Annotated in this window: 10 protein-coding genes; 1 reads left to right on the forward strand and 9 read right to left on the reverse strand. The window is 62.6% G+C overall.

The window, feature by feature from the left end; genetic code table 11:
- Nucleotides 1-35: 35 nt before the first annotated feature.
- The 5 genes from NAT49_RS05540 to NAT49_RS05560 all read right to left on the reverse strand — a co-directional run bounded on the left by NAT49_RS05540 (nt 36) and on the right by NAT49_RS05560 (nt 5,561).
- On the reverse strand, nt 36-1,424 hold the full coding sequence (locus NAT49_RS05540; RefSeq protein ID WP_251591560.1) for an NAD(P)(+) transhydrogenase (Re/Si-specific) subunit beta: 1,389 nt from the start codon (nt 1,422-1,424) through the stop codon (nt 36-38).
- Nucleotides 1,421-1,720 carry an NAD(P) transhydrogenase subunit alpha part 2 gene (locus NAT49_RS05545; RefSeq protein ID WP_251591561.1) on the reverse strand — a complete coding sequence of 100 codons (300 nt, stop codon included), beginning with the start codon at nt 1,718-1,720 and terminating at the stop codon, nt 1,421-1,423. Before NAT49_RS05545 ends, NAT49_RS05540 begins: the two co-directional genes overlap by 4 nt.
- Complete coding sequence (locus NAT49_RS05550) at nt 1,717-2,892, reverse strand: NAD(P) transhydrogenase subunit alpha (protein WP_251591562.1); 1,176 nt, start codon at nt 2,890-2,892, stop codon at nt 1,717-1,719. The genes NAT49_RS05545 and NAT49_RS05550 overlap by 4 nt, the downstream gene beginning before the upstream one ends.
- A 322-nt stretch (nt 2,893-3,214) precedes the next feature.
- Nucleotides 3,215-3,928: a response regulator gene (locus tag NAT49_RS05555; RefSeq protein WP_251591563.1), complete on the reverse strand. Its 714-nt coding sequence runs from the start codon at nt 3,926-3,928 to the stop codon at nt 3,215-3,217.
- Nucleotide 3,929: 1 nt separating this feature from the next.
- Nucleotides 3,930-5,561: an ATP-binding protein gene (locus NAT49_RS05560; protein WP_251591567.1), complete on the reverse strand. Its 1,632-nt coding sequence runs from the start codon at nt 5,559-5,561 to the stop codon at nt 3,930-3,932.
- Nucleotides 5,562-5,823: 262 nt separating this feature from the next.
- Between NAT49_RS05560 and NAT49_RS05565 the strand changes: the two genes are divergently transcribed.
- Complete coding sequence (locus NAT49_RS05565) at nt 5,824-7,128, forward strand: 2-hydroxycarboxylate transporter family protein (protein ID WP_251591569.1); 1,305 nt, start codon at nt 5,824-5,826, stop codon at nt 7,126-7,128.
- Nucleotides 7,129-7,191: 63 nt separating this feature from the next.
- On the opposite strand, the gene NAT49_RS05570 is transcribed toward NAT49_RS05565, so the two are convergent.
- From NAT49_RS05570 to smc, 4 genes are all read right to left on the reverse strand, one after another.
- Nucleotides 7,192-7,479 (reverse strand): YheU family protein, encoded by a 288-nt coding sequence (locus NAT49_RS05570; RefSeq protein WP_251591571.1) that lies wholly within the window; start codon nt 7,477-7,479, stop codon nt 7,192-7,194.
- On the reverse strand, nt 7,476-9,515 hold the full coding sequence (gene ligA / locus NAT49_RS05575) for an NAD-dependent DNA ligase LigA (RefSeq protein WP_251591580.1): 2,040 nt from the start codon (nt 9,513-9,515) through the stop codon (nt 7,476-7,478). Before ligA ends, NAT49_RS05570 begins: the two co-directional genes overlap by 4 nt.
- A gap of 194 nt (nt 9,516-9,709) precedes the next feature.
- Nucleotides 9,710-10,594 carry a cell division protein ZipA gene (zipA, locus tag NAT49_RS05580; protein ID WP_251591588.1) on the reverse strand — a complete coding sequence of 295 codons (885 nt, stop codon included), beginning with the start codon at nt 10,592-10,594 and terminating at the stop codon, nt 9,710-9,712.
- A 194-nt stretch (nt 10,595-10,788) separates the two neighbouring features.
- The gene (smc, locus tag NAT49_RS05585) at nt 10,789-14,292 is read right to left on the reverse strand and encodes a chromosome segregation protein SMC (protein ID WP_251591597.1); all 3,504 of its coding nucleotides are present in this window, start codon (nt 14,290-14,292) and stop codon (nt 10,789-10,791) included.
- Nucleotides 14,293-14,304: the final 12 nt, after the last annotated feature.

A 14,304-nucleotide genomic window follows, 5' to 3' on the forward strand; every position in this document is an offset into this window, starting at 1 on the left:
CGCCCGAAGGCGCGCTTTTTTTCGATCGAAACCGCTTACAGCGTCTTGATCGAGGCGATCATCTCGCCGACCACTTTCTGACCGTCGCCGTACACCATGCGGGTGTGGTCGAGGTAGAACAGGTGGTTTTCCACGCCCGAGAAGCCCGAGCCCTGACCACGCTTGATGACCAATACGTTCTTGGACTGATCGGCGTTCAGGATCGGCATGCCGTAGAGCGGGCTGTCCGGGTCGGACTTGGCGACCGGGTTGACCACGTCGTTGGCGCCGATAACGAGCGTCACGTCGGCCATTTCGAACTCGTTGTTGATCTCTTCGAGGTCGTAGATCATGTCGTACGGCACGCCGGCTTCGGCAAGCAGTACGTTCATGTGGCCCGGCATACGGCCGGCGACCGGGTGGATCGCAAACTTGACGTCGACGCCGCGCTCGGTCAGAAGCTCGACCATTTCCCAGATCTTGTGCTGCGCCTGGGCAACCGCCATGCCGTAGCCCGGCACGATAATGACCTTGTCGGCGTACGCCATCTGGATACCACCGTCGGACGGGTCGGTTGGCCTCATCGAGCCTTCGACCTCGGTCTTCTCACCGCTGGGCGCACCGCCGAACTGCTTGAACAACACGCTGCTGAGCTTACGGTTCATGGCCTTGGCCATCAGCTGAGTCAGAAGCGTACCGGCGGAACCGACCACGGTACCGGCGATGATCATGGCTGCGTTATCAAGCACGAAGCCTTCCATCGCAACGGCAAGGCCTGTGAAGGCGTTGAACAGCGAGATGATGACCGGCATGTCCGCGCCGCCGATCGGCAGTGCCATCATGGCCCCAAACGCAAGCGCCAGTGCGAAGAAGACGATCAGCGTGAACGGACCGGGCGTGGTGGTCGCGATGATGATGCCGAAAAGCACAGCCACTGCAATGATCGCGAGGTTGACCCACTGCTGGTTCTTGAAGTTGAAGGACTTCTGCATGCGCCCATCGAGCTTGGCCCAGGCAACCACCGACCCACTGAAGGCCACACAGCCGATCAACGCGCCAAGGACACCAAGCCACAGCGCCATCGCGCCATGGGTTTCGGCAAGCATCGGGTTTTCAGCCACACGAATCAGCTCGACCGCCGCAATCGCTGCCGCCGCACCGCCGCCCATGCCGTTATAGATGGCGATCATCTGCGGCATGTCGGTCATCTCGACCTTGCGCGCGCCAAGATAGGCCACGCCGCCACCAATGGCGACTGCCAGCAGCATCAGGATGTAGCGTCCCTGAATTTCAGGGTGAAACAGGGTAGCAACGGTTGCGACCGCCATCGCGATCCCGGCCCAGTGGATACCACTGCGCGCAGTGGTCGGATGCGACATCCGCTTGAGCCCGAGGATGAAGGTGACCGCCGTGGCAAAGTACACCAGTTCGACAATACCGCTCATTTACCCTGCTCCTTCTTGTCGCTGGATTTGAACATTTCGAGCATGCGCTCGGTGACGACGTAGCCACCCACGGCGTTGCCGGCCGCCAGCAGCACGGCGATGAAGCCGATCGTCATTTCAAGACCGGTCTCGGCTTGGCCAAGCGCGATCATGGCGCCGACCAGCACGATGCCGTGAATGAAGTTGGAGCCGGACATCAGCGGGGTATGCAGGATGACCGGAACGCGGGAAATCACCTCGAAGCCGACGAACGCCGCCAGCATCAGGATGTACAGGGCTGCAACACCTTCGATCATGCCGATTCCTCCAGAGCTTTACGAACGCCGTCGTGCACGACATCGCCATTGCGGGTAATGCACATCGGACCGATGACCGCGTCCTCGAAGTCGAGCTTAAGCTCGCCGTCTTCGATGAACGGGCTCAACAGGTTGAACAGGTTCTTGGCGTACATTTCACTGGCATTGACCGGAAGCTCGGAGGCAATGTCGGTCGGGCCGATGATCTTGACGCCACCGGACATCACGGTCTCACCCGCCTTAGTCAGCGCGCAGTTACCACCGCCTTCCGCGGCCAGATCGACAATGACGCTGCCTGGCTGCATCCGCTTGACCATGTCTTCGGAGATGATCTGCGGTGAACGACGCCCCGGGATGGCAGCGGTCGTGATGACGGCGTGCGCCGTCGACAGGTGCTTGGCCAGCGCCTCGGCCTGCTTGGCCTTTTCGTCCTCGGTCAGCTCACGGGCATAGCCGCCTTCGCCGGAGGCGTCGACGCCGGTGTCGATCATTTTCGCGCCAAGGGATTCGACCTGCTCGCGCGCGGCCGCGCGGATGTCGTAGGCCCAGACCTGAGCACCGAGACGACGCGCGGTGGCAATGGCCTGAAGACCGGCAACACCTGCACCGACCACGATCACGCGGGCCGGGCGAATGGTGCCGGCGGCGGTGGTCAGCATCGGGAAGAAGACGCTTGCTTCGTGGGCGGCGGTGAGCGCGCAGTGATAGCCCGCAGCGGCGGCCTGGGATGACAGGGCGTCCATACTCTGGGCGCGGGAAATACGCGGCACCAGCTCCATGGAAAGCGCGGTGATCTTGCGTGCCTTGCAGCGCTCGATCAATGCCTTGCTCTGGAACGGGGCCAGCAACCCGACCAGCACGCTGCCTTCGGCCAGTTGGTCGATGGCTTCAGGCTCGGGCGGGCGTACGCACAGCACCAGCTCTGCATCGCCTCGGCCGCTGTCATCGTCGGCAACGGTCACACCGCGGGTATCGGCGTAGGCTTCATCGTTGAAGAAGGCGTGCGTGCCTGCTCCGGATTCGATAGTGACGACCGGGCTCTCGGCGTCCTTGGACACGGCCATGGCCAGCTTGCCGGCCGTGGCCGGATCAAGCGCGACACGGCGCTCGCCGGACGTCAGGGCATCGGCCGAGGGCGCGCGGGATTCGCGCAAAACTCGGATACTCAGCATTCATTGGGCTCCTAAAGGACGAAGCAGCGCCATCATCGGAACCCGGGTGGGACGGATGCGCTGCAACGGCAACTACAAGACGGACTGGCTTGGATCTACGGGGAGAGTATTCTTAAAAACGGAGGGCAAGACAAGAGACTTTCGGAAAAAATCCTTTAAAAACATATAGATAAACATCGTTTATGATTGCCATAACATGACCCTTATGGCTCATTTTGGACGGTAACGCCTTGATATGGTGGAGCAATCATTGCAATAACCAGCCTCCATCCAGCGTTATGAACGCCATAATGTTTCGCTTATACCCCTCCGAAGGGCGAACTCACTGAGGCGTGCGCAGCTGCTCGAGCTGACCGTGATCGAGGCAGGTGTAGGTAAACGATGGGCGCCCGATCTGGCCATAGATAAACGCCTCATCGAGCACCTTGCGGCTTGATAGATACTTTAAGTACTTGCGCACCGACACGCGGGACATGCTGGTCGATTGCGCCACGTCCTCGGTCGAGAACGTCTCATCGCTCAGGGCGACAATCGCATCGATGACCTGAACGAGGCTGTGATGGGTCAGGCCCTTGGGCAGCCCTGACGGGCGCCGTGGTTCCTGACGCGGGGCGCGAAAAAGCGTATCAAGCCGGTGTTGATCGAGCGGGTCACTGGCCTGACTCAGCGTGTCGCGCTGGCATCGCGTGCTCAAGAGTGCCTCACGAAAGCGCTTGAACTCGAACGGCTTGACCAGATAGTCACTGACGCCGAGCCGCCGCGCTTCACGCACCGTGTCGAGCTCGGAGGCCGCGGTGATCAGGATAACCTCGGGCGGGTTGGCCCGGGTTTTAAGCTCACGCAGAAGCTCCAGTCCGTTGCGCGAGCCCAGATAGACATCGAGCAGCACGATATCGATCGCCTCGCGCTCCAGCACCACCCGAGCGGTGGTCAGATCGCAGCAGCGGGCGGCCAGGGTCATGTGCTCGACGCGCGCGAGGTATTCCATGTTGAGTTTCATGACCATGGGGTCGTCTTCCACGATCATTACGCGCATGTCACTGCTCATCGACATCGTCGTCGCTCCAATAGGGGTACATCATTTCGATCAAGGTGCCCTCGCCCGGTGTGGAATAGACCGCGATGTCACCACCGGCAGTGTCCAGCCGCTCCTTGACCAGCGACAATCCGAGCCCTCGATGCGCCCCCTTGCCGGAGACGCCCCGCTCGAACAGTCTATCGGCAATCGCGGGGTCAATGCCCGGTCCATTGTCCTGAACCTGGATCGAAAGACTCTCACCTTCGCGGTCCATTAGTAGACACACCTGAGGCGCCTCGGTCTCTGCCAGCGCCTCGAAGGCGTTGTCGAGGACGTTCCCGAGGATGCTGACCAGGTCGTGCACCGTGCGGGAGTGACTCTGGGCGTCGATTCGCGCTGACACCTGCAGATCAAGGGTAATCGCGCGCTCACGCGCCTCGCTTTGCTTGCCAAGCAGGAACCCGGCCAGCGCCGGCTCCTGCACCTGCCCACCCAGCGCGTTCGACGGGGTCACGCGGTGCTCCATGATCTCCTTGACGTAGCGCTCAAGCGCGGGCAAGTCCTTCAGATGCACCAACCCCTGAATGACATGGATCTTGTTTTTGAACTCATGCGTTGAGGCTCTGAGCGCCTCGGCGTAGCGTCGAACGCCGGTCAACTCCTCGGCCAGCACATGCACATCGTTCTTGTCGCGAAACGTGATCAGGCCGCCCTGACGTTCCTGCTTCCATAAAATCGGGCTGAACGTCGCCAGAAGCGTCATGTCGTCGAGCTGAACGGTCTGATGGGCACCCTCAAGGTGGTTATCGGCCAGCATCGAAAGCTCTGGAAACCGCGAGGCCAAAAGGTCACCGGCGGCGAGCGGGGCCCGCTCGAGGCGCTCGAGCAGCCGTCGTCCCGCCGGATTGATCCGACGCACGCGCCCGGTCGAATCCATCGCCAGTACCCCATCCTGCATGGCATCGAGCATCGCCTCGCGCTCCTGCACCAGATGCGCGATGTCCCGAGGCTCCATGTTCAGGAGCTGGCGCTTGACGGTGCGGGAAAACCAGACCGCGATCACGACGCCAAGCGCACCGATCGCGCCAAGCGTTGCCAGAAGCTCCCACCGGTTGCGGTCAAGAAGGGGCGACAGCTTGCTCATGGTCACGCCAACCGATACAGCGCCGATCACGTTGCCCTGTGCGTCCATCACCGGCGAAAAGCCACGCAAACTGATGCCAAGCGTGCCCTTGGCGTAGGACACGTACGACTCGCCCCGAGTCAGCGCGCGCACTTCGTCCCCACCAATGAAATGATGGCCGATGCGCGCTCGGTTCGGGTGGGTCAAGCGAAGCGAGGCCGGCGTCATGACGACAATAAAATCCACATCGAGTGTCGCTCTCAGGCGATCAATGGTGCGCTGAAGCTCGGAGGGCGGCCGACCGGTGGCAACAGGGACAGGCGCAGGCCCCTTAAGCGCCAGCCCCACGTCCTTGCGCAGAGCGACCGCCTGAGCCAGATTTACGACCCGGGCGCCATTGGCCCGCTCAAGGCTTGCCATCAGTTGCGTATTGAAGACCCAGAACGCAAGCGCCAGCGTCGTTACGATCAAGGCGGTGGTCACTAAAGCGATCAGCGCACTGAGGCGCCAACGTCGGGGAGGTGTCATCGGAGACGTTCGTACTCGAACCATATGAATTTATCGACCTTGGTGGCATTTTGTCGCTTTGGCAAATATGCCGCAAAGCATCATTGCACTTTGTTTAGTTACGAAAGGATTTTTTAATTACGCAAAGATTGGCGTTGGCGCTCAAACACGTATTCTCGCAGCCACCTCGGACCGCCTCCTCCCCCGCGCGGCCATGAGCGACTGGAACGGCCATCCCCGCCGGCCACCCTAGAGCCGATGGGGCCCACGTCTGGAGAACGCCATGAACAACAGTATAAATAGCGCTGCCGATGCAGCGACTTTCAGCTCGACCACCCCGAAAATCTTCGGCATCCCGATCCTATTTTTCGCCGTCATCGCACTCGTCATGGTCACCGCCATGTATACCGGCACCCTGCCCACCGGCATGATCGGTGCGCTGCTGGTCATGATGGTACTGGGTGAGCTGCTCGGATTTCTGGGCGACCGGCTGCCCATCATCAAAAGCTACCTCGGCGGCGGCGCGATTCTCTCGATCTTCGGTGCAGCAGCCCTGGTCTACGCCGGTGCCCTGCCCCAGGGAATCATCGACAACGTCACCAGCTTCATGAAAGGCGGCGGCTTCCTGAACTTCTACATCGCGGCGCTGATTACCGGCAGCATCCTCGGCATGGACTCGAAGATCCTCGTCAAGGTCGGCACCCGCTTCGCGCTGCCGCTTCTGGCTGCGGTTGCGTTTGCCTGCCTGTTCGCCGTCATCGTCGGCTGGATCATGGGCTTTTCGCCGCAGGACGCCGTCGTCGTCATTACCCTTCCCATCATGGGTGGCGGCATGGGCGCAGGTGCAGTCCCGATGAGCCAGATCTACGAGCAGCTTCTGGGGCAACCGGCAAGCTACTACATCTCGATTCTGGTGCCGGCACTGGCGCTCGGTAACGTGTTCGCCATCATCATCGCAGGGCTGCTCAACGGTCTGTCGAATCGTATGCCGTCGCTGTCCGGCAATGGTCAGATGATGCCGGGCGTCGAGATCGACGAAAAATCGACGCCGGTGGACATCTCCAAGCTCGGTATTGGCCTGGTACTGGCGCTGACGTTCTTCACCGCCGGTCAGATTCTTGGAAGCGTCATCCCGCTGCACCCGTACGCACTGATGATCATTCTGGTGGCCGTGGTCAAGATCGCCAACCTGATGCCGGAGTTCGCCAACGACGCCGCCGCACACTGGTTCAAGTTCGTCGCCAAGAACTGGACCTTTGCCCTGCTGTTCGGCATCGGCATCGCCTACACCGACCTCGGCCAGGTCATTGACGCCATCTCCATCACCTACGTCATGATCGTGTTCGCCGTCGTCGCCGGCGCCGCCTTCGGCGCGGGCCTTCTCGGCAAGCTGGTCGGGTTCTATCCGATCGAAGCCGCCATCACTGCAGGCCTTTGCATGGCCAACATGGGCGGCACCGGTGACGTGGCTGTCCTGTCGGCGGCCAAGCGTATGCAGCTGATGCCGTTTGCCCAGATCTCCTCACGCCTTGGCGGCGCGTTGATCCTCTTGATCTCGAGTCTGGTGGTGCCGCTGCTGTTCGCGTAGTCACAGCTCGCCCGTAAAAAAAGCGCCCTTCGGGGCGCTTTTTTCATGCCTGAAAAACGCGTCTCAACCTTCCTCGTCATCGAAAGCTTGACGGCCGAAGGCCTCCCACTGCTCACGACTCATGACCTCGGTGCTTTCGGTTTCAAGGTCATGCACGATCATCAGTTCACCGCGCTCGAGCCGCGCCTTGAGTGCGGCGGCCCAGCCGTTCGTGCCGTCATCGCTCGTATCGGTGGTGTCGTAGCCTTCACGGGTCACGAAGTCGCCTAAAAGCGCCATCAGCGTTTCTGCCGGCACCATTTTGGAAGGCACTTCGATAAACCGCTCACCATCGAGGGTACGTGCACTCATGAGCGTGCTCCATGTTGATCAAGTAATTGAACGAGCTCGTCTTCGCTCCAGATCGGAATCTCGAGCGTACGCGCCTTGTCGAGCTTGCTGCCCGCCGCCGCACCGGCAACGAGGGCGTGGGTCTTTTTCGATACGCTTCCGCTGACCTTCGCCCCGAGCGCAGTGAGCGCGGCCTTGGCGTCATCGCGAGCCAGGGTCTCGAGCGTGCCGGTCAGCACCCAGGTCTGCCCCTTGAGCGGTGCGTCAACCGCATCGATTTCAACAACCGGCCACGTCACCCCCTGCTCGATCAGGTCCTCGATCGTTTCGCGGTTGTGGGGTTGGTCGAAAAAGGCCCGCACGTGGGCGGCAACGATCGGCCCGATGTCGTTGATCTCGACCAGCGCGGCTTCGGAGGCCGCCATCAGCGCCTCGAGCGTACCGAAGTGGTTGGCAAGCAGTGCGGCGGTGGTCTCGCCGACCTCGCGCACGCCAAGGGCGTAGATGAAGCGGGCAAGCGTGGTCGAGCGGGCCTTGTCGAACGACTCGATCAGGTTCTGGGCCGATTTCTGCCCCATCCGCGGCAGCTCGGCGAGCGTTTCACACTCGAGCTTGAATAGATCGGCCGGCGTCTTGACCAGCTCGCGCTCGACCAGCTGATCGATCAGCTTCACCCCGAGTCCGTCGATGTCCATCGCCCGGCGGCTGGCGAAATGCTTGAGCGCCTCGCGGCGCTGAGCACCGCAGTAGAGCCCACCGGAGCAGCGCGCGTCGGCTTCGCCCTCGATCTGCTCGATGCCGGAGCCACACACGGGGCAGGCCTCGGGCAGTGTGATGGCCTGGGCATCGTTCGGGCGCTTGTCGGTTTGCACACCGACCACCTTGGGAATCACGTCCCCGGCCCGATAGACCGTGACCGTATCGCCGATGCGTAAATCAAGCCGTCGAATCTCATCCATGTTGTGAAGCGTGGCATTCGACACCGTCACTCCGGCCACCTGCACCGGCGCAAGCTTGGCCACCGGCGTGAGCTTACCGGTGCGCCCGACCTGAAACTCGACGTCACGCACGCGGGTGATCTGCTCCTGCGCGGGGTACTTGAACGCAATCGCCCAGCGCGGGGCGCGGGAGACGAACCCGAGCGTCCGTTGATGGCTCAGGGCGTTCACCTTGAGGACGGCGCCGTCGATGTCGTAATCGAGCCCGTCGCGCTTCTCGCCAAGCTGCGCGCAGAACGCAATGACCGCCTCGATCCCGGTCACGACGGAAAGCTCGGGGTTGGTCTTGAACCCCCAGTCCCGCAGCAGCGCCATGTTGGCCGAATGGGTCGGCTGCTCGCGCGCCTCATCGATGCGGGCCACCTGGTAGGCGCAAAATTCCAGCGGGCGCGTCGCGGTGATGCTCGGGTCGAGCTGTCTGAGGCTTCCGGCGGCGGCGTTACGGGGGTTGGCAAAGACCTTGTCGCCGGCCTCGCGGGCACGCTCGTTGAGCGCCTCGAAGCCGGAGTGGCGCATATAGACCTCGCCCCGCACCTCCAGAAGCTCGGGCCAGTCCGAGCCGCGAAGGCGCAGCGGCACCGAGCGCAGCGTGCGCAGGTTCGAGGTAATGTCCTCACCGGTGCGGCCATCCCCGCGCGTCGCCCCGTGCACCAGCTGGCCACGCTCATAAACCAGTGAGACGGCAGCGCCATCGAGTTTGGGCTCGCAGCAGAACTCAAGCGCACAGGCCTCGATCTTGAGCGGTTTGGCGATGCGGGTGCCGAACGCTCTGAGCTCCGTCTCGTCAAAGGCGTTATCGAGCGAGAGCATCGGCACCGCGTGCTCGACCTCGGGAAAGCCGGCGTCGGGCTTGGCGCCGACGCGCTGCGTCGGTGAGTCCGGCGTCACAAGCGCGGGGTAGTCCTGCTCGAGGGCGTGCAGCTCACGCATCAGGCGGTCGTACTCCGCATCCGTAAGCGCCGGGGCGTCTTCGACGTAGTACTGATGGTTGGCGTCGTCGATCTGGCGACGCAGGTCGTCGGCCTGTTCTTGGATCGGGGCGGGGATGGTCGCACTCATGGGCAATGACGGCCTTCGGTAAATAAGCTCTTCATGACAGGTAGCCAGGGTTCATGACGGATAATCGAAGTACATGACAAATAATCAAAGTTCATGACAGTTCATCAGAGGTCGTGACGAGGCATCAAAAAAGGAGCCGAGCGGCTCCTTTGGGTGTGGCGCACACGGCACGCCACAGTATATCTCACGACCGCCTAGCCCTGCTGACGGTGTAGCCGCCAGCGGCGCTCGAATTCGTGCACCCGCTGGCGCGCGAACTCGATGGTCTGGGCGGTCATGACGCTCTGATTTTCGTCTTTCAGCTCACCGCCGAGGTTGCGAACGATCACCATCGCGGTCTCGAGCATGGCCTCGAACGCCGATTTGCTGTCCTCGGCGCCAGGCAGCGGCATCAAGAAGGTCACGCCGGGGGTCGAGAAGTCATCCATGCCTTCGATGTCGAAGGTGCCGGGCTTGACGGCGTTGACCATCGAGAACTGAAGCGCGCTGTAGTCGTCTTCGGTCTCGAAGCGGTGGAATACGTTCATGTCGGGGCTGTAACGAAGACCGCAGGCAAGCATCAGGTTCAAAAGCGAGGTGCCGTCGAAGACGCCTTCACGGGCGAACACGCTGATCACGATCAGCTCATCGGCGCGGCCAAGCGTATCACGGGCCATGGCATCGGCCGGTACGGCGTTTCGAAGCGCTCGCTCGACCACCGGATGATGGTGGACGTTGTCACTGATGGGCTCAGGCGCCGGCTCCCGGTCATCGACCATGGGCTCGAGGTCATCATGCTCGGCCTCGGCGCGGCGCGGCGGTTCGTCGACATCGCGCGCGCGCGCATTGAGCGCCTCATCGTCGTCGTGCTCATCGTCGAATGCACGTTCGCCGCCGGCCGCGCGCGCGCCACCGTTGGGCAATTCCCAGTTCACCTGGGACTGGCGCTTGTGATCGTCGAGTTCGTCGGTAACGTCCAGATCCTTGGACAGATCAAGCCGTGGGATACCCCGTTGGTGCTTCAGTCGTCGGACACCGTCGATCACGATGATGGCCACCAGCAACAAGCCGAGAATTATCAACCACTCTCTCAATTCCATGGGTATCTTGCCTGTAGTTGTAGCCTTGCGCTTACCCCTGGCGCTCGGCAATCATTCGATTCGAAAGGCTCTTTTTAATGGCCCGCTCATGTCGCCTTCAGTGAGGGCTGACGCATCTTGTCACCCAAGACAGACTAGTTTGTGCGATAAACGCTCATTTTAATAGCATAAAACTGTCACGGAATGCATTCCCATCATGCCTCGGCAAGCGCCGCCGCCTCATCAACCCCGACCGACACCAGCCGTGAGACGCCGGGCTCCTGCATGGTTACGCCCATCAGCTGCTGGGACGCCTCCATCGCGATCTTGTTGTGCGTAATGTAGATAAACTGCACGGTCTCGGACATGTCCTTGACCAGATTGGCGTAGCGCCCGACGTTGGCATCGTCCAGCGGCGCATCGACCTCATCGAGCATACAGAACGGCGCTGGATTGAGCTTGAAGATCGCAAAGACCAGTGACAGCGCCGTCAGCGCCTTTTCCCCACCGGACAGCAGATGAATCGTGCTGTTTTTCTTGCCCGGCGGGCGCGCCATGATGGCCACACCGGTCTCGAGCAGGTCATCGCCGGTCAGCGTCAGCCACGCCGTGCCGCCGCCGAAGACCTTCGGAAAGAGCTCCTCGAAGCCTGCGTTGATCTGATCGAAGGTGGTCTTGAAGCGCACCCGCGTTTCCTGATCGATCTTGCGAATGGCATTTTCAAGCGTAGTCAGGGCCTCGGTCAGCTCCCCGTGCTGGGCTTCGAGATAGTCGCGCCGCTCGGCCTGCTGGTCGTACTCCTCGATCGCGGCCAGGTTGATCGCACCAAGGCGCTTGATCTTCTCGCGCGTGCGCTCGAGCGTGTCCTGCCACGTGTCGACCTCGGCCTCCTCCGGCAGATGCTCGGCAAGTGCGGCCGGGTCGTGCTCCAGGTCGCGCAGGTGCTCATCCTGGGTGTCGGCCTTCATGGACAGCGCCTGAACCTCGAGCCGCGCCCGCTCAAGCGATTCCCGAAGCGTTACAAGCGTGCGTTCATGCTCCTGTCGGGCCTGCTCACGGGTGCGCATGCGCTCGGCCAGCTCGTGGGCCCGGTCGCGGTGCGCGTTCAGGGCCTGTTCTTCCCGCCCACGGCGGTCAAGCAGTTCCTCGAGCGTCTCGCGGTGCTCTTCCTGCGGCGCACGCACTTCTTCAAGTTGCTCGGTAAGGAGCTCGATTTTCTCGTTCAACCGCTCGCGCTGATCGCCGCTGCGCTCGAACTGGGTATCAAGCCCCTGACGCTCGGTCGAGAGCCGCTGATGCTCCATCGTCAACTGATTGAGCTGCTCACGAAGCGGGCCATCCTGCGCTCTAAGCCCGGCAAGAGCCTGTTGGGCGTCGTGCCGGGCGCGCTCGAGCTGCTCACGCTGGGCGGCGTTGTCCTCGACCGTCGCCAAGGCCTGATCCCACTGCTCGCGCGCGGACTCGATCTCAAGCGCCAGCTCCTCTCGCTGCATCGACACATCGGAAAGCTCGTCATCAAGCTCGGCGCGCCGCCCTTCGACGTGTTCGAGCCGCGTCGCCAGATTGCTTTCCTTGAGCGCGGCCTGCTGGCGCGCCTCGGTCTGACGCTTTTCCTCGAGCCGGAGCGCCTCGATGGCGTCGTCCCGGGCCGCTTGCGCCTGCTTGTCCTCGTCAAGGCGTGTCTCGAGCGTCTCGAGTTCCTCACCGAGCGCGTCCAGCCGTGCCTGCACCTCGTCAAAGCGTGCCCGGTGCGAAAGCACACTGTCCTCCGCGTGCGCCTCTCCCAGCCGGCGCACCCAGTTCGTGCCGGCCCAGACGCCGTCGAGCGAGAGCACGCTCTGATGCGGGGCAAGCGCCGCCCGCCGGGAAAGCGCTTCGCGCGCGCTGTCGACGCAGACAATGGTATTGAGCCAGGGCAGCAGCGCGTCGGCGTTTTTGACGTGCGCACCGAGCGTACCTGGCTCGGCTGCCGCTGATCCCGCCCCGCCCTGCGCCATGAGCGCGAGTTCGCCGCGGGCGAGCGTCTGGTCGGCAACGGCGTCAGGCAGCGCCTCGCCAAGGCGCGCGGTCAGCCACGGCGACAGCACCCATTCGGCGACGCTTGCCCATGCAGGCGTTGCCTCGAGACGTTCGGCCAGGCGCGGCGTCTGCGCCCACTCAAGCGTCTCGAGGTAGTGTTCGAGCTCATCATCGCCGGTAGCAAGCGCTGCATCGATCAGCGCCTTGAGCGAGGCACGCTCGCCCTGAAGGCTGTGCTGCTCGGCCTGACGCTCGGCAAGGGTACGCCCATGCGTCTCGAGGGCCTCTGCGGTCTCGCGGCGGGCGTCCTGCAGGTCTTGCCGCTGGCCGTCGAGCTCAACGAGCTGCTCATCCAGCGCTTCAAGTTCCAGACGCACCGCCTCGTGCTCGGCGCTGAGCGCGGAATGATCCGGCAACTCATCACGCTGGCTCTGGCGCTTTTGTTTCTGGGTTTCGAGCGCGCTCAGGCGCTGCTCCTGCGCCTTGAGCGCCTGCTGAAGCCGGTCGGCCTGATGCCGCGCACTCTGGTCGTTTTCACTGAAGCGGTCCCAGTCGCCTTGCGCCTGCTCGAGCGCCTCCTCGGCTTCCTCGATCCGCGCGGCAAGCATCGCCTGTTGCTCCTCGATCGCGCCCTGCTCGGGTTCGATCTCCTCAAGGCGGGTATCGATGTCCTGTCGGCGCTGCTGATCCTGGTCCTTGAGGCCGTCCAGCTCAGTGAGGTCTCGGCGGGCGCTGTCCAGGTCGGCGCTCAACTGCGACTCCCGCGCCCGGGCGTGCTCGAGCGATTGCTCGATGCGCGCGATGGCAGCGCCGGTGTCGTAGAAGGCCGCCTGATGCTGTTCGAGGGTCTGGGCCAGCTCGTCGTGAGCGATGCGCGCCTCTTCGAGCTCCCGCTCGCTTTCGCGTACGCCATACACGTGTTTTTCAACGTTGGTTTCGATCGCTCGAACCTCGTGTTCCTGGCGCTGCTGCTGGGCGCGCAGCTCACGCCCACGCATGAGCGCAAGCTCACCGGCGAGGCGGTGCTCACGGTCTTTAAGCTCCTGATAAAGCCGGGCAGCATCGGCCTGGCGCTTCAGCCGCTCGAGCTGCTTGTCGAGCTCCTCACGCAAATCGTCCAGCCTCTCGAGGTTTTCCTGGGTGCGCCGCATGCGGTTTTCAGTCTCGCGGCGGCGCTCCTTGTACTTGGAGATGCCGGCCGCTTCCTCGATGGTGGCGCGCAGGTCGTCCGGGCGGGCTTCGATCAGCCGGGAGATCATGCCCTGACCGATGATGGCGTAGGAGCGCGGGCCAAGGCCGGTGCCGAGAAACAGATCGGCGATGTCTCGTCGCCGGCATTTCTGGCCGTTGAAGTAATAAAGCGACTGGCCATCGCGGGTGACCAGCCGTTTGACCGAGATTTCGGCGTACTGGGCGTAAACACCGCCGACCTTGCCTTCGCGATTATCGAACATCAGCTCGATGGACGCCTGTCCGACCGGTTTACGCCCGGTGGAGCCATTGAAGATGACGTCGGCCATCGATTCGCCGCGCAGCATCTTGGCCGACGATTCGCCCATGACCCAGCGCACGGCGTCGATCACATTCGACTTGCCGCAGCCATTGGGCCCGACGATCGCGGTCATGTTGCTTTCGAACGGAACCGTGACGGGATCGACAAAGGACTTGAAGCCCGCCAGTTTGATCGACTTGAGTCGCATGGGCGCTGCCGT

It is taken from the genome of Larsenimonas suaedae (assembly GCF_023712105.1).
Taxonomy (GTDB): Bacteria; Pseudomonadota; Gammaproteobacteria; order Pseudomonadales; family Halomonadaceae; genus Larsenimonas; species Larsenimonas suaedae.